Raw genomic sequence first — 22157 nt, forward strand, 5'->3', positions numbered from 1 at the left:
ATGGAGAAGCTATGAGTTCATCGTGTATAGAAGAAGTCAGCGTTCCGGACGACAACTGGTCCCGGATCGTCAGTGAACTGTTAGGTCGAGCAGGCATCACTATCAACGGATCTTCGCCATCCGATCCCCAGGTTAAACATCCCGACTTTTTTAAACGCGTGTTGCGGGAAGGGTCGCTAGGCCTGGGAGAAAGTTATATGGATGGCTGGTGGGAATGTGAACGGCTGGATATCTTTTTTGCCAGCGTGTTGCGTGCCGGTCTGGAAAATCAACTCCCCCGCAATCTGAAAGACACTCTGCGTGTCGCCTCTGCCCGACTGTTTAACTTGCAAAGTAAAAAACGCGCCTGGATCGTCGGCAAAGAGCATTACGATCTCGGCAATGACCTGTTCAGCCGCATGCTGGACCCTTTCATGCAATACTCCTGCGCCTACTGGAAAGACGCGTCGACGCTTGAGGAAGCACAGCAGGCCAAGCTGCGTCTGATCAGTGAAAAGCTGCAGCTACAGCCCGGCATGCGCGTGCTGGATATCGGCTGCGGCTGGGGCGGGCTGGCGTATTTTATGGCGAAGCACTATGGCGTCAGCGTGGTCGGCGTGACGATCTCAGCGGAACAGCAAAAAATGGCGCGAGAGCGCTGTCAGGGTCTCGATGTGGATATCCGGCTGCAGGACTACCGTGACCTGAACGAGCAGTTCGACCGGATCGTTTCCGTCGGCATGTTCGAGCACGTGGGGCCAAAAAACTACGATACCTACTTTGAGGTGGTGGATCGTAATCTGAAACCGGACGGGCTCTTCCTGCTGCACACCATCGGCTCTAAACGGACCGACAATAACGTTGACCCGTGGATCAATAAATACATCTTTCCGAATGGCTGTTTACCTTCCGTTCGCCAGATCGCCAACGCCAGTGAATCCCATTTCGTGATGGAAGACTGGCATAACTTTGGCGCGGACTACGACACCACCTTAATGGCGTGGCATGAACGTTTCCAGAAAGCCTGGCCCGAGATTGCGGACAACTATTCAGAACGATTCAAACGGATGTTTAGCTATTATCTGAATGCCTGCGCGGGGGCGTTTCGCGCACGGGATATTCAGCTCTGGCAGGTGGTATTCAGCCGGGGGATTGAACACGGACTGCGTGTCGCACGCTAAAAAAATAACCCCGGATAGCCGGGGTTATTTTTTATTCTTCTTCTGCGGTCTTTATTATTGCGGCTTCTTTAGCTGCCAGCACGCGTTCAACCGTATCCACCACCGCCTGGGTTTGCGGATCGATTTCGATATTCACGCGATGCCCCAATTTTTTCGCGCCCAGCGTGGTGCGCTGCAGCGTTTCAGGAATTAAATGCACGCAAAAACGCGTTGGCGTCACTTCTCCCACCGTCAGGCTAATCCCGTCAATGCCAATAAATCCTTTATAGAGGATGTATTTCATTAATGACGGGTCCTGCATTTTAAACCAGATTTGACGGTTATTTTCCGAGGTCACGATTTTCGCCACTTCGGCAGTGGTCATGATGTGCCCGGACATCAAATGGCCGCCAATCTCATCGCTGAACTTCGCCGCGCGCTCAACGTTGACGGTATCGCCTACCACCAGCTCGCCCAGGTTAGTGATCCGCAGCGTCTCTTTCATTAAATCAAAGCTAATCTGGTTGCCGTTAATTTCGGTCACGGTCAGGCAGCAGCCGTTATGGGCAATCGAGGCGCCGGTTTCGATGCCCTCAAGCATATATTCCGGCAGCTCAACAACATGAGTACGGAAATTAGGTTTTTCATCAATGGACACCACTTTGGCAGTGCCCTGCACAATACCAGTAAACATGCTTACAACTCCTGTTTTTTCCGAACGGTGATGACACCGTTTAATCCCTCCACAATAACAGTTGGAAAAACAGGTTGCCAGCGGAGCGCATTTTCTGGCGATTTTTTCACTAGATAAATAGCTAAAGCCCGCTACAATAGCTGGCACCCCCCTGCATTTTCTTCTTGCTGCCCGTTTCGGCGGCTTTTTTAGTCTCTCATATAATTACAAAATAAAGGTGTTCACGTGCAGAAGTACATGAATGAAGCGCGCCAGTTATTGGCACTGGCTATACCCGTGATCGTCGCGCAGGTGGCCCAGACCGCAATGGGATTTGTGGATACGGTAATGGCAGGTGGCTACAGCGCCACCGACATGGCGGCCGTTGCTATCGGCACGTCAATCTGGCTTCCGGCCATCCTGTTCGGTCACGGTCTGCTGCTCGCGCTCACGCCTGTTATCGCTCAGCTCAATGGCTCGGGGCGCCGCGAGCGCATTGCCCATCAGGTCCGCCAGGGTTTCTGGCTGGCCGGGTTTGTCTCTGTGCTGATCATGGTCGTGCTCTGGAACGCGGGCCATATCATTCGCGCTATGCATAACATTGACCCGGCCCTGGCGGACAAAGCCGTGGGCTATCTGCGCGCCCTGCTCTGGGGGGCGCCTGGATATCTCTTCTTCCAGGTGGCGCGTAACCAGTGTGAAGGTCTGGCGAAAACCAAGCCCGGCATGGTGATGGGCTTTATCGGGTTGCTGGTCAACATTCCCGTTAACTATGTCTTTATTTACGGTCATTTCGGGATGCCGGAGCTGGGTGGCGTCGGCTGCGGCGTGGCAACGGCTGCCGTTTACTGGGTCATGTTCTTCTCGATGCTTACCTTCGTGAAGCGCGCCCGCTCCATGCGCGATATTCGTAACGAGAACAGATTCAGCACGCCGGACTGGAGCATCATGACGCGTCTGGTGCAGCTAGGGTTGCCGATTGCCCTTGCGCTGTTCTTTGAGGTGACCCTGTTTGCCGTGGTCGCCCTGCTGGTCTCCCCGCTGGGCATAGTGAACGTCGCCGGGCACCAGATTGCGCTGAACTTCAGCTCCCTGATGTTTGTCCTGCCGATGTCGCTGGCGGCGGCAGTGACGATCCGCGTGGGCTTCCGCCTGGGGCAAGGCTCGACGCTCGACGCGCAAACCGCCGCGCGGACCGGACTGGGCGTCGGCGTTTGCATGGCCATTTGCACGGCGCTTTTTACCGTGGCGCTGCGCGAGCAGATTGCCCTGCTCTATAACGACAATCCGGAAGTCGTCGCACTGGCATCGCACCTGATGCTGCTGGCCGCGATTTACCAGATTTCGGACTCCATTCAGGTGATTGGCAGCGGCGTGCTGCGCGGCTATAAAGACACGCGCTCCATTTTCTTTATCACCTTCATCGCCTACTGGGTGCTGGGTCTGCCGTGTGGGTATATTCTGGCCCTGACCGACCTGGTGGTGGACCGCATGGGACCGGCGGGGTTCTGGATGGGCTTTATCATCGGCCTGACGTCGGCGGCGATTATGATGATGATGCGCATGCGCTTCCTGCAGCGCCAGCCATCCACGATCATTTTGCAACGCGCTGCACGTTAAATACGCAGTAGCCGCCACCCGGCGGCTACTTTCTCTTCACTTTGCGCGGTAATACAGCAATCGCGTGAATTCAGAGAGAAAATTGCATTTTCCCTCTTGCCACCTCGGTGCTGTGCCGCTAATATTCGTCCCCGTTGTCACCGACAACACGTTGCGTTCATAGCTCAGTTGGTTAGAGCACCACCTTGACATGGTGGGGGTCGTTGGTTCGAGTCCAATTGAACGCACCATTCTGCGTCCGTAGCTCAGTTGGTTAGAGCACCACCTTGACATGGTGGGGGTCGGTGGTTCGAGTCCACTCGGACGCACCATTTCAGTCCTGAAATGGTGCAAATTTTCCTCAGTTATCCTGAATTTTCTTAATCCCTTATTTTCATCATTATTCTCCTGCTACGCTTTTCCTATGGAAAGAAACACAGGAAACGTGTTGATGAAGAAGATCGCGATTATCGGCTCCGGCCCCACGGGAATTTACACCTTTTATCATCTGCTTAATAACAATACCCCACTCTCCGTTTCCGTCTTTGAACAGGCCGATGAAGCTGGCGTGGGCATGCCCTATAACGATGACGATAATTCCCGGCTGATGCTGGCGAACATTGCGAGCATTGAAATCCCGCCCATTTTTATGACCTACCTCGACTGGCTTAAGGAGCAAAGCGACGACCATCTGGCGCACTTTAAAGTTGATAAAGCGAGCCTGCACGATCGGCAGTTCCTGCCCAGGATCCTGTTGGGAGAGTATTTTCGCGACAGCTTTCGTTCAATCGTAAAAGAGGCGAAAAAGCTGGGGTTCCAGGTTGAGGTCCATGAATCCGCGAAGGTCACCGACATCATCCCTTCGACAACCGGCGTGACGATTTCGGTCAACGACCGTACCTTACCGGATCAATTCGACCTGGCGGTTATTGCCACCGGCCACGTCTGGCCAGAGGAGGATGAAGCCACGCGCACGTTCTTCCCAAGCCCGTGGTCCGGCCTGATGGACGCCCGCATTCCCCCTTGTCGCGTGGGCATTATGGGCACCTCGTTGAGCGGCCTGGACGCGGCTATGGCGGTGGTGATGCAGCACGGCGAGTTTCGTGACGGTAAATTCATCCTCGACAGCGGCAGCGAAGGGTTAAACATTACGCTGATGTCCCGGACGGGCATTCTGCCGGAAGCCGATTTTTACTGCCCCATCCCTTATGAACCGCTGTCGGTATTGACCGAATTCGTAGTGGAAAGCGAGATAGCCAAAGGACCGGATGGTCTGCTTGACCGAGTCTTTGCCCTGATGGTGAAAGAGCTTGAACTCGCCGACCCGGCGTGGTGCGAGAAAATGTCTCTGTATACGCTGAATACGGACACCATTCGTGAGGCCTGGTTTGAGGATCGTAAGCGCCACGGGCCCTTTACCTGGGCGGAAGAGAATCTCAACGAGGTTGAACGCAATAAACGCGAGCGCCGTACCGTGGCATGGCGCTACACCGTGCTTCGGCTGCATGAGGTCGTTCAGGAGATCGTTCCCCATCTTAGCGAGCAGGACAGAAAACGCTTTAAGCAGGGCCTGGCTCGCGTGTTTATCGATAATTATGCTGCCATCCCGCCGCAGTCTATCCGCAGTCTGCTTGCGCTTCGCGAGGCCGGCATCATTAGCGTGGCGGCGCTCGGCGATGATTACACGCTTGATGCCGGCAGCAATCGGACAGTCATCACCACACAAGAGATCGTTTATCGTTTCGACGTCTTTATTGATGCGCGCGGGCAAAAGCCGCTTAAAACAAACGATCTGCCTTTCCCATCGCTGCGCAGACAGCTTGAGGAGACGGGCGATGAGATCCCCGACATCGGCGAGGATTACACGTTACAAGCGCCAGAAACGGTTCGTGGGCGCATCGCCTTCGGCGCAATACCGTGGCTGATGCACGATCGTCCCTTCGTTCAGGGGCTGGCAGAGTGTGCGGAGATTGCAGAAGCGATGGCGAAGGCGGCTGAAAAACCGGCCTCAGGTATACGGCGTCGGTTACCGTACGTGGAGAACTGACAGGGCTTCCATGCCCTGCAACGCGAGATTATTCGAAGAACACTTCCGGGTTTTCAGACAGCGAGACGAAGCTTTTCGTCGCTTTATCCAGGGCGAGAATTTTGCCGCTTTCAATGTCGTATACCCATCCGTGCAGGCGAAGCGAGTTATTACGCAGGCCCACCGCGACGGACGGGTGGGTCTTGATGTTGCTGAGCTGCGCAAAGACGTTTTCCTGCACCATCGCATTCACTTTATCGATCGGCTTATCCCAGCTTTTCTTCTCTACCACGGCTTTTGCCGCGTCGGAATAGCGCAGCCAGTGGGATACAGCAGGCATCGGCTCCAGGTTCGCGTTATCGGCAATCGCCTTCATCGCGCCGCAGTTGGAGTGACCGCAGATCACGATGTCGGTCACGCCCAGCGCCACTACCGCGTACTCGATAGTTGCAGATACGCCGCCTGGCTCCGGCCCGAACGGTGGAACAATGTTGCCAGCATTACGAATAACAAAGAGTTGTCCCGGCTCTTGCTGGGTGACCAGTTCAGGGACCAGACGGCTGTCGGAGCAGGAGATAAACAGCGCTTTGGGATTCTGGCTGGACGCTAAACTGCGAAAGAGCTCTTTACGTTGCGGGAAAATCTCTTTTTGAAAGCTGAGAAAACCTTCAATGATATGTTGCATAGCAATTTCTCTTTTATCTGTTTTCGTTTAGGCATGATCGAGATCACACTCGCAAAGTTTACCCACCGTGCTTCACTTGAGACAAGCAATATATTTCTGGCCCGACCGCTGCACGATGTCATCGGCGTTTGCCGGAATGTTCTGCCCTTCGAACGCGCCGTAAAGACGGGCGAACGATTTTCCCGCCAGGCGCCGGGTAACGTCCTCAACCGTACGGGCAGGCAGCGGAAGCATATTCGGGTAGCTCCACATGAACGACACGGCCTCTTTCCCTGGGGTCACCTGCAAAATGTCTCCCGCCAGTAAAACGCCCTCGCCCTCCTGCCAGTGCAGAACCGTTCCGCCCGCAAAATGCCCGCCGAGACGCAGCAGCGTAACCGACGGTACTATCTCCAGCGCATCGCCATCCCAGAAATGAATCGCCGGGCTGTCGCGCATCACCCACTCGCTATCGCTTACGTGCAGATAGACCGGCGCGTCGAAAGCCGCGGCCCACTCCTGCATCGTGGTGTAATAGTGCGGATGCGAAATCGCAATCGCGCGAAGGCCGCCGAGTGCGGCGATGAGCGTTTGGGTTGCAGGATCAAGGTTGGCGATGCAGTCCCAGAGAATGTTACCGTGGGGAGTACGCAGGAGCAGTGCCCGCTGGTTAATGGCAAAAGCGGGTACCGTCTTGATACTGAATAACTGCGGCTCCAGCTGCTGCCATTTGTTGGCGTGTGTCGCCGTTACCGTCGCGTAATCGATCCACGCCTGGCCGCTGGCCGGAACATACTGACGTTCATCCTCGCAAATGGCACATCTCTCCGGCGTTCCCTCATAAGAAGTACCGCAGGTTCTACAGAGTGTAATCATGAACGCTCCTCAGTGATAAAGCACAGAGTATGGCAGGGATTATCCTTATGTGCTGCGAGGTACATTGCTGGCGTTTTTTACCCTATACTGTGCCAGTATCAAAAACCGAACAGAGCAGGTGCAAGATGGAAATTGATCTCGATAACTTAGTTTTTAACGGTCTGGATGAAGCGGAAGAGCGTAACGCAGAACGTCTGGACGATGCGGATAAAAAAGCGCAGGCGATTATTGCCGACGACGACTGCGGCGACGCCTGCAAGATCTGATAAAAAAGCACCGGAAAACCGGTGCTTTTTTCATTGCGGGGAAGATTACAGCTCAGGCGTCTTTTTAAACCCCGTTAGCATCAGAACCAGGCTTTCTGATGAAGACGCCGGTTCGAACTGGTAATGATTCCCCTGGCGGTCACCGCCGATATACCACGAGATTTCGGTTTTTCCTTCCGCCAGCGCCTTGCGCACGGCTTTGTCCACGTTCACCATCCGGTATTCACGAGAATGGTTCAGATAGAGCACTGCGTCGGAGCGATAGTTACAGGCCGGACGCGAGGCCCATCTTACAGTAGCAGGATCCCAGTCATTGCTGGCCGGATAGAAGAAGATCTGATCGGCACCGTTAGTTTCCACTTTTCCGCCATAAATCCGCACGCGGTATGTAAACTGCGAAGGATCCTGCCCGGCAGGCAGAGGGGGAATGTGGAACTTCACCAGCGACAGCGTTTCGCTGTTTTTCGTGCGCCCCCCGTTCTGCCAGTTATCCTGCACCAGTAAAACCTGCGGTTCGGGCTGGGAGAGGTCTGGCTCCAGGCTGCTGAGCCAGACGTTGGCCTTCGCTCTGGAATAACCATACGGGACGGTGGTGCCACAATCTAACCCGCGGTTCATGCACAGGTCCGTCATAAAGCGCGCGGCGTCTTCCGTCCAGCCGTTCATGAAATCTGCATGCGCCGTATACAGGCTACCCCACCGCTCTTCTCGCTCATCGCCGTGCATGATGGGGTCCATGGAGAGCTGCACTTTGCTGGTATCAAGCGAGCTAATCGTCGGGAGTACGTAAGCAATGTTCATGTTCACGGTGGGAATTTTCACCGGGAAGGTGGACGGGCACTGCCCCTTGACGTCGTAGGTGGCGTTAATCAGACCATGGGCAGGCTTCAGGTTCACTCCATCCCAGCAGTTAGGAAACTGAATGCCGATATTAAACTGCACGGCATCGTTCGCCTTGTGCAAGCCGCAGACCTCACCGGTTTTGGTGGTGTAACCCTTGCCGTTGGCACATAAAAAGGTGATATGTGGATTCGGCGCACTACCGTGATGGTCGCCCGCCAGCAGCGACAGCCCCGCCGGGAAAGGGTGTAGCGGCCAGGCGTCCACGTTCGATGCCTGATAATAGGTTTTTTGATACGCCGGTTTGACGACCGTGCCGTCAGGCAGGCGAAGCGAAGGTGCCCAGTAGGCAGAGCTGTCGGCTTTGTTATCGCAGGTGGTCTTTTCATCCCGGCGCAGGGATTCACGGCTGGAGTCAGCATCCGTTTGCACGTTGCCGAAGAAGTCGTGCAGCATGGCCTCGTTGGGCATGCCGTACATCATAATGGCGTCATCGCCAAGGGTATGGGAATAGCCGCAAACAACATGCGCCTGCGGTGCGGCGTGTGCCGCATGAATTGTGAAAAGTAGCGCAGGGACAGAAAGCGCGCGTGTTAACGTGGTCCGTTTCATCATTTTCTCCATGACTGAAAGGACACATTGGTAACAAAAGCGGGCTAATTAACCGAATGATTCAGAGCGTACTTTTCCGTCTTTTGAGGCTTTACAGACGTCACGCACACCTCATTCCAGTACGTTTCGCGCGTGCGGCGCAGTTCAGCGTGGCGTTTTATCATGGAACCACTCCGGGTCAATGTTGGCAACGTCTACGCCATACAGGCTGGCGACAGGCAGTATCGACTCAAGAACACGTTGCGCGCTGTTCTCCGCATTCGCTGGTCGGGTCGCAAAAAACCGCCGTAACGTGCTGATCCATTTTTTCATCGTCTTACCCTCTCTCGCCGTATCTGCCTTCAGTTAAGCACCCCACTCCCGTGCAGGGGAAATACCAAAATCCACTGTCGATGTGCAGGATCTGCAAATAGCGCCCCGTCATTTTCACGCTTCATTAACACCTTGTTCACTAATGCTTTTTTGCTCATAGCAAAGAACGATTTCTTATTTGGCGATAGCTTTCCCTTATGGGAGCGTAACGGGGTAAAACAAAAACAACGGGATGGCGTATGACTATGGCAGCAAAAATGAAAGGGTTTAAAAAACGGACGCTGGCTCTGGGCGTAGTGGCAGCCTGGGGCCTGTTTTCAGCGCAGGCGCAGGCCGATCAGCTGGCGGATATCAAGGCAGCAGGGGTGGTGAAAGTCGCCACGTTTGATGCCAACCCGCCGTTTGGCTCGATTGATGCCAAAACGCATGAGATCGTGGGTTACGACGTGGACTTCGCCAAAGCGCTGGCAACATCGCTCGGCGTGAAGCTTGAGCTGGTTGCCACCAATCCGGCCAACCGCATTCCGCTGCTGCAGTCCGGTAAGGCGGACCTGATTGTGGCGGATATCACCATCACGCCGGAACGCGCACAGGTCATTGATTTCTCGACGCCTTACTTCGTCACTGGCCAGCAGTTCCTGGTTCCGGCGAAATCCCCGGACAAGCTCGATGACTACAGCCGGGCGCGTATTGGCGCGGTCAAAGGCACGACGGGCGAGCAGGCGCTGCACCAGCGCTTCCCGCAGTCCCGCGTCCTCTCTTATGACGATATTCCGCTGGCGCTGACCGCGCTGCGCAACGGCAACGTACAGGCCATCACTCAGGACAGCACCATTCTGGCCGGTCTGCTGGCGCAGGCGCCGGATAAAGCCAACTTCAAAATCCTGCCCGACCTGCTGAGCAAAGAAGAGATTGGCGTCGGGGTGAAAAAAGGTGAAACGGCGCTGCTGAAAGCCGTCAACGATGAGCTGGTCAATCTCGAGAAGACTGGTCAGGCGGCTAAAATCTACGACGTCTGGTTTGGTCCTGGCACCCCTGCTCCACAGCCCCGCGCCTTTAAAATAGAAGCCAGATAATGATGCTCTCAGGTTTATTTTCCCACTCCGCGGCCGGTGCCGCGGATTTTTCACATCTGGAACAGGCCAGCGTCGAGTTTCGCCACGTGGACAAACGCTACGGTGACCATCAGGTTTTAAACGACATTAACCTCACTATCACGCCCGGTGAAGTGGTTGCCATCCTCGGCCCGTCGGGTTCCGGTAAATCCACCCTGATTCGTCTTATCAACCAGCTTGAACCCCTGAGCGGCGGGGAGATCCTGGTCGACAACAAGCCAACCGGCAGCCTCACCGGTAGCGGACTGCGCCAGCTGCGAAGCCGCGTGGGGTTTGTGTTTCAGCAGTTCAATCTTTATGCCCACCTCACCGCCAGCCAGAACATCACCCTGGCGCTTGAGCACGTCCACGGCTGGAAGCCGCTGCCCGCTCAGGCGCGCGCGCTGGCCCTGCTGGAGAAAGTCGGGATGCTGGAAAAAGCCCACCATTACCCGGCTGAGCTTTCCGGTGGACAGCAGCAGCGGGTGGCGATTGCCCGCGCCCTGGCCTCGTCACCGCAAATCATTCTCTTTGACGAGCCGACGTCGGCACTCGATCCCGAGATGATTGGTGAAGTGCTGTTTGTGATGAAAGCCCTCGCCCACAGCGGGATCACGATGATCGTGGTGACCCACGAGATGCAGTTTGCCCGGGAAATCGCCGACCGGATTGTCTTTATCGACGGCGGGCACATTCTGGAAACCGCGCCGCCAGCGCAGTTTTTCAGCCAGCCAGCGCATCCGCGCGCGCAGCGTTTCCTGCAAAAGGTGCTGGATCCGCTGCATCAGGAGCATCTGTAATGCCCGCGCTCGACTGGCAGGGGGTACTGACCGGACAGCCTCTGCAGTGGATACTTTCCGGATTTCTCACCACCCTGTGGGTGACGCTGGCGGGGATCGCGCTGGCCAGCCTGCTCGCACTGCTCTTTATGCTCCTGCGCCTGTCCGGTGGGCGCGTCGGGAAAGCGATCGTCAGCGGCTGGGTATCGCTGTTTCGCAATACCCCGCTGCTGGTGCAGCTGCTGTTCTGGTATTTTGCCGCCTGGAACGGCCTGCCGCAGGCGTTTCGCGACGCGGTCAACGCCGATCACAGCTGGTCCATTCTGCCCGGCGACGTCTGGTGGTTTACGCCCGAATTTTTATGCTCTGCCTGGGGGCTGGGCGTATTTACCTCGGCGTTTTTAATCGAAGAAGTGGAATCAGGCTTGCGGTCTGTGCCAGCCGGGCAACGGGAGGCGGCGCTCGCCCAGGGTTTCTCTACGTGGCGCGTGTTTCGCTACATCCTGCTGCCGCAGGGGCTGGCTAACGCCTGGCAGCCCGTTGTGGGCCAGTATCTCAACCTGATGAAGCTCTCCTCGCTCGCCAGCGGGATTGGCTTCGCCGAACTCACCTACCAGGTCAGGCAGATCGAAAGCTATAACGCGCACGCGCTGGAGGCATTTACCCTCGGTACCGCACTCTATCTCCTGACCGGTCTGGTCATGGGAATGGTGCTGGTTCGCCTTGGGCCGCAGGCGAAACGTAAACGTCCGATCGTCGCTACCGCAGGGAGTGAAAAACATGATTGCCGGACTTAATGTCATCACCGATAACCTCGATTATCTGCTGTGGGGACGCGCGGCAGCCGGTGAACCGGGGGGCGTGTTGCTCTCGCTGATGATGGCGACTGGAGCAGCCGTTATCGCCCTGCCCGCGGGGATTGCGCTCGCGTGCCTGGCCTGGCGCTTTACCGGGCTCGTGCGCAAAGCCCTCTTTTTATGGGCAGAGCTGATTCGCGGGATCCCGCTCATCTTCGTGATTTTCTGGATGTGGTATCTCCTGCCGCTCATCACCGGGGGCGATCTGCCGGGAGCGCTGACCGTCACGCTGGCGCTGGCCTGGTTTACGGCGGCCACCGTGATGCACTCGGTGCTGGCCGGGCTGAGCGCGCTGCCGACCGGGCAGTTCGAAGCCGCGCTGTCACAGGGATTCAGCACGCAGCAAACCCTGTGGCGCGTGCTGCTGCCGCAGGCGCTGAGGAATATTCTGCCGTCGCTGGTGGGGATTTTTATCAGCCTGCTGAAGGATACGTCGCTGGCGTTTATCGTGAACGTCCCGGAGCTGACCACGGTGGCGGGACAGGTCAACAACCGGGTGCAAATCTACCCGGCGGCCATATTTATCTTTACGGGCGTGGTCTATTACCTGCTCTGCTGCTCGCTTGAGCAGCTTGCGAAGCGCTGGCGCCTTACCCGGCCAGCGCTTTAACCACCGTTTCCATCGCTTCGGTTGTCAATTCACTGCGTTTCACGCGCTGGTTCGCCAGCGCGGTACGCAGAACACCGGCAATGACAATATGCTTTGGCTCCTGCCCTAAATCACGCATCTCGAGCACCACTTTTCCGACCACCCGGCACATCTCCTGGTACAGCGCTTCATCTTTGGTCACGTTACCCATCGTCATCACTCCATTGCCTGTTAAACGTTGAGCTTAAATGATTCTCCTGCCGGATACAAAAAAGAAGCCCGGCGAGTCTCTCGCCGGGCTTCATCTGTAAAATCAGTCAATTAGTTGTTTACTGGAATGACCGCGCCTTTGTACTTGGTGCGGATCCAGTCCTGAATCTCTTTCGAGTGCAGCACGTTCACCAGCGCGACGATGTCTTTCTTCTTCTCGTCACCGCGATGCACGGTAATGATGTTAGCGTACGGGTTGTTTTCACCGCTCTCAACCGCAATCGGGTCGTGAACCGGATCCAGACCCGCGTCAATCGCGTAGTTGGCGTTAATCACCACCGCGTCGCCTTCGTTATTGTTGTACATCTGCGGCAGCAGAGACGCTTCCACGTTAGGCGTAAACTTCAGTTTTTTCGGGTTCTCGACGATATCGCTGATGCGCGCGGTGACTTTATCGATGCCCGGCTTCAGCTTGATCACGCCCTCTTTCTCGAAGATGGAAAGAATACGCCCCTCTTCAGAAACCGCGTCACGCATGATGATCTTGCCACCTTCCGGCAGGTCTTTCAGCGACTTGTATTTTTTGGAGTAGATGCCGATTGGCTCAATGTGGATCGCGCCCGCACTGACAAAATCGTAGTCTTTATCGCCCGCATGATCTTTCAGCACGCTGTTCAGGTAAGGAATGTGCTGGAAATAGTTCGCGTCGATGTCATGACCCGCCAGCGCGGTGTTCGGCAGAATGTAGTCCTGGAACGGTTTAATCTCCAGGTCGATCCCCTGCTTCGCCAGAATCGGCTTTGCCTGCTCCAGAATTTCCGCATGCGGCGTGTTGGACGCGCCCACGGTCAGGGTGTCGGCCCAGGAGGCAAAGCTCAGGGCGCTCAGGGTTGCAGCGGCGATCAGTGTCAGTGTCTTTTTCATGATGTGGTTCCTGTGTGTTGTTGTTACCCTAAATAGTTCGAGTCACAGGAAGGCGGCAAGTGAGTGAATCCCCAGGAGCTTACATACAGTAAGTGACTGGGGTGAACGAATGCAGCCAACGCGCCTGAGGCTCGAAATATGACGGGTATTAGCGTTTATCTAACAGTGAAGTAATGACATCGCCGCAGAACTGGATAATGAAAACGATGATCAGAATGGTCACCGTTGCCACCAGCGTGACGTCACCATGGTTGCGCTGGAATCCTTCCAGATAAGCCAGATTTCCCAAACCACCGGCGCCAATCACCCCCGCCATTGCGCTGTAGCTCACCAGCGCAATCAGCGTTACCGTAATACCCGATACCAGTGCAGGTGATGATTCCGGCAATAAAACCCGAAACACGAGCGTGCTCAGTCGTGCGCCCATCGAGCGCGTCGCTTCAATCACGCCTTTATCCACTTCACGCAGGGCGATCTCCACCAGGCGTGCGTAGAACGGTGCGGCACCCACAATCAGGGCCGGCAGCGCCGCGTTGGCACCAAGAATGGTGCCGACAACGGTCTTGGTGAACGGGATCAGCAGCACAATCAAAATGATGAACGGAATCGAGCGGAACACGTTCACCACAATCGAAATGACGCTATACACCGTGCGGTTGTGGAACAATCCGCCGCGCGCGGTTAAAAACAGCGCCAGACCCAGCACGATGCCTAATACAAAGGTCGCCACGCCGGACAGCGCAGTCATGTACAGCGTCTCCAGCGTCGCCGCCCAGAGCTGATCCCACTTAAGATGCGGAAAGAGATTCTCAGCCATGTTTAATCACCTCGCCTTCAATATCGCTGTGCTGCAGGTCGGCGAGGATATTGTTCAGTTGTTCATCAGATGCCACGACGTGCACCCAGAGCTGACCAAACACGCCGTGAGCGGTTTGGGTCATTTTTCCGTGCAGAATGTTAAACGGCAGGCCGTAGCGCAGCGTCAGTTCGCCCACAATCGGTTTGTGCGTGCTGTGCCCGGTAAAGGTCAGCCTGATGACCGTCCCTTCCAGTTCGTTTGCCAGTTCGGGATTGAAGGTTTCTTCTTCAGCGTACTGGCTCACCTGACGGACAAACTGCTGCGTAATCGGCTGCTGCGGATGGGTAAAGACGCTCAGCACGTCTCCCTCTTCCACCACTTTACCGTTCTCCATCACCGCCACGCGGTCGCAGATTTTGCGCACCACGTGCATCTCGTGCGTGATCAGCACGATGGTCAGCCTGAAACGACGGTTAATATCCAGCAGCAGATCGAGGATCTGATCGGTGGTCTGCGGGTCAAGCGCGGAGGTAGCTTCATCGCAGAGCAGCACATCCGGGCGATTAGCCAGCGCACGCGCAATGCCCACGCGCTGCTTTTGCCCACCGCTCAGCTGTGACGGATAAGCATGCTCGCGACCTTTCAGGCCAACGAGTTCAATAAGCTCGGCCACGCGGGCCTTAATGTCGGCTTTCGGTACGCCGGCAATTTGCATCGAGAACGCAATATTCTCGCTGACCGTGCGCGACCACAGCAGGTTGAAGTGCTGAAACACCATGCTGATCTTCAGACGCGCCTGGCGCAGGGCTTCACCTTTTGCGGCAGAAATGTTCTGCCCGTTGATGGTTACGCTGCCGCTGCTCGGTTTTTCCAGACCATTCAGCAGGCGAATAAGCGTACTTTTACCTGCGCCGCTGTAACCGATGATCCCGTATATCTGTCCCTGTGCTATCGTCAAATTGACATTATCAACGGCCGTGAGCGCCACCTTTCCGTTGTCAAAAACCTTCGAAATATTGCTGAGAACTATCATTCTTATTCGTTATCCGTGCCGCCCGCGGCGGTTTAGCAGTATGGATGTCCAAACGATAGTAAACAGGCGTTATCAGCTTTTAAATGAACAAAAAAGAATGTGTTATAACTTTCCGAAATAAACAGCGGATTTACCGGGTGGGAAGCATTTAGACCAATTTCAGCAATGATTATCTGCCGGATGCATATCTGCTGGCTGACACCCTGCAAAAACGCTCATTTTTGCAGCATTTTATGCGGATATAGCCATCCTCACATCCAGACAACTTTACGTCTTGCTGTCCTGACATCCAAAAACATCATTTATATTCCTTTCTGTTCTAAAAAGCAGTGAATGGTTCTTTCTTGAGAAAATTTCACCGCCCTATCATCCCGTCATGACATCCAGAAAGGAAAACATCATGACGATTTATCACTCCGTCACCGAACTGATTGGTCGTACCCCGCTGATCCAGCTGCATAAGCTTGATACCGGTCCCTGCTCGCTCTTTCTGAAGCTGGAAAACCAGAATCCGGGCGGGTCGATTAAGGATCGCGTTGCGCTGTCGATGATTAACGAAGCGGAACGTACCGGCCAGCTGCAGCCTGGCGGCACGATAATTGAGGCCACGGCGGGCAATACCGGTCTCGGCCTGGCCCTGATCGCCGCCCAGAAAGGCTACTCGCTGATCCTGGTAGTGCCGGACAAAATGAGCCGCGAGAAGATTTTCCACCTGCGCGCGCTGGGTGCCCAGGTGGTGCTGACCCGCTCCGACGTTAACAAAGGCCATCCTGCCTATTACCAGGATTATGCCCAGCGTCTGGCTAACGAACTGCCGGGCGCGTTTTACATCGACCAGTTCAACAACGAAGCCAACCCGCTGGCGCACCGCACCACCACGGCGCCGGAACTGTATGAACAGCTTGACGGCAGGATCGACGCCATCGTCGTGGGCGTCGGCTCAGGCGGCACGCTGGGCGGCCTGCAGGCGTGGTTCGCCGAGCACTCTCCGCACACGGAATTTGTCCTGGCTGACCCGGCCGGATCCGTTCTCGCCGACCAGGTGGAAACCGGACGCTACCACGACGCGGGCTCCTGGCTGGTTGAGGGAATTGGCGAAGACTTTATTCCTCCGCTGGCCCACATTGAAGGGGTGAATCGCGCCTGGCGCATCACCGACCGCGAAGCGTTCACCACCGCGCGCGAGCTGCTGAAAACGGAAGGCATTCTGGCGGGCTCCTCCAGCGGCACGCTGCTGGCCGCCGCGCTGAAGTATTGCCAGGCGCAGGCCACGCCGAAGCGCGTGGTGACCTTCGCCTGCGACAGCGGCAATAAATATCTCTCGAAGATGTTTAACGACGACTGGATGCGACAGCAGGGGCTGATCACACGTCCTCAGGCCGGCGATCTCTCTGACTACATCGCCCTGCGCCACGACGAAGGTGCCACCGTCACCGCCGCCCCGGACGACACGCTTTCCACCGTCCTGGCGCGCATGCGTCTGTATGACATCTCCCAGCTGCCGGTGCTGGAGAACGGCAAGGTGGTGGGCATTATCGACGAGTGGGATCTCCTGCGGCATATCGGCGGCGACGGCGATCGCTTCGCGCTGCCGGTGACGGCAGCCATGACGCGTCAGGTCGAGTTCCTTGACAAGCACGCGCCGGAAAGCGCCCTGCACGCCATCTTCGACCGCGGCCTGGTGGCCGTCATTAATGACAACGACCGTTTTCTCGGTCTGATTACGCGCAGCGACGTTCTGACCGCCTGGCGCAACCGTCTACAGCAATAAAGGAATCAATGATGAAAAATCTGGCCACCCTCAGCGTTCACAGCGGCGAATTTAACGACCAGCACGGCGCCGTTATGCCGCCAATTTACGCCACCTCGACGTTTGCGCAACCCGCGCCCGGGGAGCATACCGGCTACGAGTACTCCCGCAGCGGCAACCCCACCCGCCATGCGCTGGAAACCGCCATCGCCGAACTGGAAGGCGGCACGCGCGGCTACGCCTTCGCTTCCGGTCTGGCGGCCATCTCCACGGTGCTCGAACTGCTGGATAAAGACAGCCATATTGTCGCCATTGATGACGTATACGGCGGGACGTACCGCCTGATTGAAAACGTGCGCAAGCGCAGCACCGGGCTGCAGGTCAGCTGGGTCAAACCGGACGACCTGGCCGGGCTCGAGGCCGCCATTCGCCCGGAAACGCGTATGGTCTGGGTCGAAACGCCAACCAACCCGCTGCTGAAGCTGGCGGATCTGGCGGCGATTGCGGCGATCGCCCGTCGTCATAACGTCATCAGCGTGGCGGATAACACCTTCGCGTCGCCGGTGATCCACCGTCCGCTGGAGTCCGGGTTCGATATCGTAGTTCACTCGGCCACTAAATACCTTAACGGCCACTCTGACGTCGTCGCCGGGCTGGCGGTGGTGGGCGATAACAAGGCGCTGGCGGACAAGCTCGGCTATCTGCAGAACGCGGTGGGCGGCGTTCTGGATCCGTTCAGCAGCTTCCTGACGCTGCGCGGTATTCGCACGCTCGCGCTGAGGGTCGAAAAGCACAGCACCAACGCGCTGGCGATTGCGCAATGGCTGGAGCAGCATCCGCTGGTCGAAAACGTGTACTATCCAGGAGTGGAATCGCATCCGCAGTATCAGCTTGCCCGCACGCAGATGGCGCTGCCCGGTGGCATGATTTCCGTCGTGGTAAAAGGCGATGCGCAACGCGCCACCGAGGTGATTCGTAACCTGAAGTTGTTCACCCTTGCGGAAAGCCTGGGCGGCGTGGAAAGTCTGGTGAGCCAGCCTTACAGCATGACCCACGCCTCGATTCCGCTGGAGCAACGCCTCGCAAACGGCATTGTGCCGCAGCTGATCCGCCTGTCGGTGGGGATTGAAGATCCTAAAGACCTGATTGCCGACCTCAGCCAGGCGCTGCAAAAATAAGCAAAGTGCGGCAGGTCCCTCACCTGCCGCGATAAGTTGTCATCATGGCTTAACGCCTTGATAACAATATTATGTGAAACGGCACAGATTATTTCTGAAACACCGTTTCCATTTTCCTTTTATCTTAAAATCAGCGTATAATGCGCGCCTAATCCCTGGTGAATGGTTTCAGCGCTTGGAATACAAAAAACAACGTACAACTTCTCCTCTCCTTCGTTGGGCTGTCACTCAGGCACACTTTCTTCTGCACGCTCATTTGATGTCTCCTATCCTTAGTGCGTGTCATATACTCTTTTGCAACACAGGTTTGACTCCGCGGCGGTGCGCCCCCGGAGCGAGATTTCCATATCCTTCCCAACTTAAAGACTAAGACTGTCATGAAAAAGACGAAAATTGTTTGTACTATCGGCCCGAAAACCGAATCTGAAGAGATGCTGAGCAAAATGCTGGATGCCGGCATGAACGTGATGCGTCTGAACTTCTCCCACGGCGACTACGCAGAACACGGCCAGCGCATCCAGAACTTGCGCAACGTGATGAGCAAGACCGGTAAAAAAGCGGCCATCCTGCTGGATACCAAAGGTCCAGAAATCCGTACCATCAAGCTGGAAGGCGGTAACGACGTCTCTCTGAAAGCGGGCCAGACCTTCACCTTCACCACCGACAAATCCGTTATCGGCAACAGCGAAATCGTTGCAGTGACCTACGAAGGCTTCACCAGCGATCTGTCCGTTGGTAACACCGTGCTGGTCGACGATGGCCTGATCGGTATGGAAGTCACCGCTATCGAAGGCAACAAAGTTATCTGTAAAGTGCTGAACAACGGCGACCTGGGCGAAAACAAAGGCGTTAACCTGCCGGGCGTCTCCATCGCGCTGCCAGCCCTGGCTGAAAAAGACAAACAGGACCTGATCTTCGGCTGCGAGCAAGGCGTTGACTTCGTCGCGGCCTCCTTCATCCGTAAGCGTTCCGACGTGGTTGAAATCCGTGAGCACCTGAAAGCACACGGCGGCGAGAAGATCCAGATCATCTCCAAAATCGAAAACCAGGAAGGCCTGAACAACTTCGACGAAATCCTCGAAGCGTCTGACGGCATCATGGTTGCACGTGGCGACCTGGGCGTTGAAATCCCGGTTGAAGAAGTGATCTTCGCGCAGAAGATGATGATCGAGAAGTGTGTGCGCGCGCGTAAAGTGGTTATCACCGCCACGCAGATGCTGGACTCCATGATCAAAAACCCACGCCCAACCCGCGCTGAAGCAGGCGACGTGGCAAACGCCATCCTCGACGGTACTGATGCGGTTATGCTGTCCGGTGAATCCGCGAAAGGTAAATACCCGCTGGAAGCGGTCGGCATCATGGCGACCATCTGTGAACGTACTGACCGCGTGATGACCAGCCGTCTGGACTTCAACAACGACAGCCGCAAGCTGCGTATCACCGAAGCAGTATGCCGCGGTGCGGTAGAAACTGCTGAGAAACTGGAAGCACCACTGATTGTGGTTGCTACTCAGGGCGGTAAATCTGCGCGCGCCGTGCGTAAATACTTCCCGGATGCGACCATCCTGGCCCTGACCACCAACGAAACCACCGCTCGTCAGCTGGTGCTGAGCAAAGGCGTCGTTGCGCACCTGGTTAAAGAGATCGCCTCTACTGACGATTTCTACATTCAGGGTAAAGCACTGGCTCTGGAAAGCGGTCTGGCACAGAAAGGCGACGTTGTGGTAATGGTTTCTGGCGCCCTGGTACCAAGCGGCACCACCAATACCGCATCTGTTCACGTGCTGTAATAATTCCCGAACGAATTAATTTGGATAAAAAGCGCCCATTGGGCGCTTTTTTTATTCCCGGCATTAGCCAAACGCATTCAAAATGCAAATCGGGTTTTTCTATTTAATTGCGAATTATCTAAGATGAATCCGATGATAAATGCCTTTTTTTCCTTAGATTTTTGCCCGAAAAGGGCTGATTCGGTGCTTCTTTGAGCGAACGATCAAAAATAGGTGTATTCCCATCAAAAAAATATTCTCAACCCAAAAAACTTTGTGTAATACTTGTAACGCTACATGGAGATTAACTCAATCTAGAGGGTATTAATAATGAATCGTACTAAACTGGTACTGGGCGCGGTAATCCTGGGTTCTACTCTGCTGGCTGGTTGCTCCAGCAACGCTAAAATCGATCAGCTGTCTTCTGACGTTCAGACTCTGAACGCTAAAGTTGACCAGCTGAGCAACGACGTGAACGCAATGCGTTCCGACGTTCAGGCTGCTAAAGACGACGCAGCTCGCGCTAACCAGCGTCTGGACAACCAGGCTACTAAATACCGTAAGTAATAGTACCTGTTAATAAAATGGCGCACATTGTGCGCCATTTTTTTTGCCTGCGTCAAACGCCTATTGCGTCACCCTCTCCCCTTCATCTTCCGCTACCGCAGCAGATACCCGGTTGTTCTGCACCGACAGCACGCTATTGCTGGCTGACGGGCCGCTACCGGACGACACGATAACCGGTATCCCGGCACGACGGGACAGGGCTTTATCAATCAGCGCCTTATCGCTTCCTGCCTGAGATACGAAGGTCGCAAAGTCGGCGGAATGGGTAATTGGCGAGACCTGCGGATTTTCCCCTTCTACCTGCGCCAGCGGACGGTGGACTTCAATATAGCGTTTACCATCCGGCTCAACGGAGAACTTCACGGGTTCATTGATAATCTGCACCCGGGTGCCCACCCGCACCTGTTCGAACAGCGCCTTAATATCCGGGGCGTTCATCCGCATACAGCCAGAGCTGACCCGCAGGCCAACGCTGTCCGGCGCGCTGGTGCCATGAATGAGATATTCCCCATTCCCCACGCCTAAACGCAGCGCGAAGCGTCCTAGCGGGTTATTTGGCCCGGCAGGGACCACCGGAGGCAGTTTAATGCCCTGCTCCAGAGAACGTGCTCGTATGCCCGGCGTGGGCGTCCAGGTGGGATTCGGGATCTTCTGGCTCACCCGCGTGGTCGTCACCGGCGTTTCCAGCCCCAGCTGACCAATGCCCAGAGGATAAACCTGAACAATATTTTGCCCCGGCGGGAAGTAGTAGAGCCGAAGCTCAGCAAGATTCACCACAATCCCCTCGCGGGGCGTATCCGGCAACAGCATTTGCGACGGAATGGTTATCACGGTGCCCGGCGCAGGGTTTACCGGCGCAATGGTATTGTTGGTTTCCAGGAGCACCTGCGCCGCCGTATTAAACCGGCGGGCGATGGTCTGCAGCTTATTATCCCCTTCCTGTATCGTGTAGGTTTGATTTTGCCCAATCAGACGACTGCCTGCGGGCGGCAACGGATAGTCCATCGCGCGGGCCGAATGAAGGGCGCCGAGCGAACTGAGGAGTAATAGAGTAATGAGAGACGCGCGCTTCATGCTGAGATTCCTTATTCACTGACAGAACGCCAGAAAGCTGAAAAACCAGCGAGGCGGGAACCACCTCGCGAAACAGAATGAATGCTGTTCTGTAAGTCTAGCTAAGGATTGCAGCTTTGGCGCGAATGGCGCGAATCATCGCTTCCAGTCCCTGTGAACGGGACGGGGTGAGGTGTTGGGTTAAGGCCATTTTTTCAAACCACGGACGAACATCGAACGCGACGATATCCTGCGCCGACATCTGCTGGTAAAGGCTAAAGACGACCGCAATAAGCCCTTTTACAATGGCGGCATCGCTGTCGCCGCGCAATTCGATCGTGCCGTCATCCGACTGCGCCATCACAATCCACACCTGGCTCTGGCAGCCCTGAATACTGTTCTCCGGGCTGTGCGCCTCTTCACCGAGCGGCGGCAAACGCTGTCCCAGCTCGATGATATAGAGATACTTCTCTTCCCAGTTTGCGCAACGCGAGAAGTTGCGCAGTAATTTATCTTTGTCCGGCAGCTCTGCCATCTTTTGCCTCTCC

23 protein-coding genes and 2 tRNA genes are annotated in these 22157 nt (G+C 55.8%); 14 read left to right on the plus strand and 11 right to left on the minus strand.

The genetic code is table 11. The annotated features are described in order from the left end of the window. Nucleotides 1–11: 11 nt before the first annotated feature. On the plus strand, nucleotides 12–1160 hold the full coding sequence (cfa, locus tag B498_RS14810) for a cyclopropane fatty acyl phospholipid synthase (RefSeq protein ID WP_008500601.1): 1149 nt from the start codon (nucleotides 12–14) through the stop codon (nucleotides 1158–1160). A 31-nt stretch (nucleotides 1161–1191) separates the two neighbouring features. On the opposite strand, the gene B498_RS14805 is transcribed toward cfa, so the two are convergent. Further along, nucleotides 1192–1833, minus strand: a complete 642-nt coding sequence (locus tag B498_RS14805) for a riboflavin synthase (protein WP_008500602.1) — start codon at nucleotides 1831–1833, stop codon at nucleotides 1192–1194. 225 nt (nucleotides 1834–2058) lie between these two features. Here B498_RS14805 and mdtK point away from each other — a divergent pair, with 225 nt between their 5' ends. The 4 genes from mdtK to B498_RS14785 all read left to right on the plus strand — a co-directional run bounded on the left by mdtK (nucleotide 2059) and on the right by B498_RS14785 (nucleotide 5458). Beyond that, complete coding sequence (gene mdtK / locus B498_RS14800) at nucleotides 2059–3432, plus strand: MdtK family multidrug efflux MATE transporter (protein WP_032622812.1); 1374 nt, start codon at nucleotides 2059–2061, stop codon at nucleotides 3430–3432. 153 nt (nucleotides 3433–3585) lie between these two features. Further along, nucleotides 3586–3662, plus strand: a tRNA-Val gene (locus B498_RS14795). Between the two features lie 4 nt (nucleotides 3663–3666). Continuing rightward, nucleotides 3667–3743, plus strand: a tRNA-Val gene (locus B498_RS14790). 119 nt (nucleotides 3744–3862) lie between these two features. Further along, entirely contained in the window at nucleotides 3863–5458 is a 1596-nt protein-coding gene (locus tag B498_RS14785; RefSeq protein WP_008500604.1) for an FAD-NAD(P)-binding protein, read from the plus strand. 28 nt (nucleotides 5459–5486) lie between these two features. Here the strand turns inward: B498_RS14785 and B498_RS14780 are convergent, their stop codons facing one another. Next, on the minus strand, nucleotides 5487–6122 hold the full coding sequence (locus B498_RS14780; protein ID WP_008500605.1) for a carbonic anhydrase: 636 nt from the start codon (nucleotides 6120–6122) through the stop codon (nucleotides 5487–5489). 72 nt (nucleotides 6123–6194) lie between these two features. Beyond that, nucleotides 6195–6977, minus strand: coding sequence for an MBL fold metallo-hydrolase (locus tag B498_RS14775; protein WP_008500606.1), 783 nt, complete (start codon nucleotides 6975–6977; stop codon nucleotides 6195–6197). Nucleotides 6978–7102: 125 nt separating this feature from the next. On the opposite strand from B498_RS14775, the gene B498_RS22865 reads away from it, so the two are divergent. After that, the gene (locus B498_RS22865) at nucleotides 7103–7243 is read left to right on the plus strand and encodes a hypothetical protein (RefSeq protein WP_008500607.1); all 141 of its coding nucleotides are present in this window, start codon (nucleotides 7103–7105) and stop codon (nucleotides 7241–7243) included. A gap of 45 nt (nucleotides 7244–7288) precedes the next feature. Here B498_RS22865 and B498_RS14765 read toward each other — a convergent pair whose 3' ends face one another. Together B498_RS14765 and B498_RS23265 are read right to left on the minus strand one after the other, a co-directional pair. Then, the gene (locus B498_RS14765; RefSeq protein WP_008500608.1) at nucleotides 7289–8695 is read right to left on the minus strand and encodes a DUF1996 domain-containing protein; all 1407 of its coding nucleotides are present in this window, start codon (nucleotides 8693–8695) and stop codon (nucleotides 7289–7291) included. Nucleotides 8696–8839: 144 nt separating this feature from the next. Further along, entirely contained in the window at nucleotides 8840–9007 is a 168-nt protein-coding gene (locus B498_RS23265) for a hypothetical protein (protein ID WP_008500610.1), read from the minus strand. A 245-nt stretch (nucleotides 9008–9252) separates the two neighbouring features. Between B498_RS23265 and B498_RS14755 the strand changes: the two genes are divergently transcribed. The 4 genes from B498_RS14755 to B498_RS14740 are packed head-to-tail and all read left to right on the plus strand — an operon-like array spanning nucleotide 9253 to nucleotide 12347. Beyond that, a complete protein-coding gene (locus tag B498_RS14755) occupies nucleotides 9253–10083 on the plus strand; it encodes an ABC transporter substrate-binding protein (RefSeq protein ID WP_025911606.1) in 831 nt (276 codons plus the stop codon). A 2-nt stretch (nucleotides 10084–10085) separates the two neighbouring features. Continuing rightward, nucleotides 10086–10901 carry an amino acid ABC transporter ATP-binding protein gene (locus tag B498_RS14750; RefSeq protein WP_032622813.1) on the plus strand — a complete coding sequence of 272 codons (816 nt, stop codon included), beginning with the start codon at nucleotides 10086–10088 and terminating at the stop codon, nucleotides 10899–10901. Beyond that, on the plus strand, nucleotides 10901–11677 hold the full coding sequence (locus B498_RS14745) for an amino acid ABC transporter permease (protein ID WP_008500613.1): 777 nt from the start codon (nucleotides 10901–10903) through the stop codon (nucleotides 11675–11677). The genes B498_RS14750 and B498_RS14745 overlap by 1 nt, the downstream gene beginning before the upstream one ends. Continuing rightward, a complete protein-coding gene (locus B498_RS14740; protein WP_008500614.1) occupies nucleotides 11661–12347 on the plus strand; it encodes an amino acid ABC transporter permease in 687 nt (228 codons plus the stop codon). Before B498_RS14745 ends, B498_RS14740 begins: the two co-directional genes overlap by 17 nt. On the opposite strand, the gene fumD is transcribed toward B498_RS14740, so the two are convergent. The 4 genes from fumD to B498_RS14720 form a co-directional block, all read right to left on the minus strand. Beyond that, nucleotides 12328–12537 (minus strand): fumarate hydratase FumD, encoded by a 210-nt coding sequence (gene fumD, locus B498_RS14735; protein WP_008500615.1) that lies wholly within the window; start codon nucleotides 12535–12537, stop codon nucleotides 12328–12330. The genes B498_RS14740 and fumD overlap by 20 nt on opposite strands. A 110-nt stretch (nucleotides 12538–12647) precedes the next feature. After that, nucleotides 12648–13460, minus strand: a complete 813-nt coding sequence (locus tag B498_RS14730; RefSeq protein ID WP_008500616.1) for a MetQ/NlpA family ABC transporter substrate-binding protein — start codon at nucleotides 13458–13460, stop codon at nucleotides 12648–12650. Between the two features lie 148 nt (nucleotides 13461–13608). After that, a complete protein-coding gene (locus B498_RS14725) occupies nucleotides 13609–14277 on the minus strand; it encodes a methionine ABC transporter permease (protein ID WP_008500617.1) in 669 nt (222 codons plus the stop codon). Then, nucleotides 14270–15292, minus strand: coding sequence for a methionine ABC transporter ATP-binding protein (locus tag B498_RS14720; protein ID WP_008500618.1), 1023 nt, complete (start codon nucleotides 15290–15292; stop codon nucleotides 14270–14272). The genes B498_RS14725 and B498_RS14720 overlap by 8 nt, the downstream gene beginning before the upstream one ends. Nucleotides 15293–15692: 400 nt before the next feature. On the opposite strand from B498_RS14720, the gene B498_RS14715 reads away from it, so the two are divergent. The 4 genes from B498_RS14715 (at nucleotide 15693) to lpp (ending at nucleotide 20556) form a co-directional block, all read left to right on the plus strand. Further along, entirely contained in the window at nucleotides 15693–17063 is a 1371-nt protein-coding gene (locus B498_RS14715; protein ID WP_008500619.1) for a pyridoxal-phosphate dependent enzyme, read from the plus strand. Nucleotides 17064–17074: 11 nt separating this feature from the next. Further along, nucleotides 17075–18220, plus strand: coding sequence for a trans-sulfuration enzyme family protein (locus B498_RS14710; protein WP_008500620.1), 1146 nt, complete (start codon nucleotides 17075–17077; stop codon nucleotides 18218–18220). A 377-nt stretch (nucleotides 18221–18597) separates the two neighbouring features. Next, a complete protein-coding gene (gene pykF / locus B498_RS14705) occupies nucleotides 18598–20010 on the plus strand; it encodes a pyruvate kinase PykF (protein ID WP_008500621.1) in 1413 nt (470 codons plus the stop codon). 309 nt (nucleotides 20011–20319) lie between these two features. Continuing rightward, a complete protein-coding gene (gene lpp / locus B498_RS14700) occupies nucleotides 20320–20556 on the plus strand; it encodes a murein lipoprotein Lpp (RefSeq protein ID WP_001082307.1) in 237 nt (78 codons plus the stop codon). Nucleotides 20557–20616: 60 nt separating this feature from the next. Here the strand turns inward: lpp and ldtE are convergent, their stop codons facing one another. Continuing rightward, nucleotides 20617–21630 (minus strand): L,D-transpeptidase LdtE, encoded by a 1014-nt coding sequence (gene ldtE / locus B498_RS14695; protein ID WP_008500625.1) that lies wholly within the window; start codon nucleotides 21628–21630, stop codon nucleotides 20617–20619. A gap of 97 nt (nucleotides 21631–21727) precedes the next feature. Continuing rightward, a complete protein-coding gene (sufE, locus tag B498_RS14690; RefSeq protein WP_008500626.1) occupies nucleotides 21728–22144 on the minus strand; it encodes a cysteine desulfuration protein SufE in 417 nt (138 codons plus the stop codon). Nucleotides 22145–22157 lie beyond the last annotated feature (13 nt).

Origin of the sequence: Enterobacter sp. SST3 (assembly GCF_000286655.1) — a bacterium.
GTDB lineage: Bacteria > Pseudomonadota > Gammaproteobacteria > Enterobacterales > Enterobacteriaceae > Enterobacter > Enterobacter roggenkampii.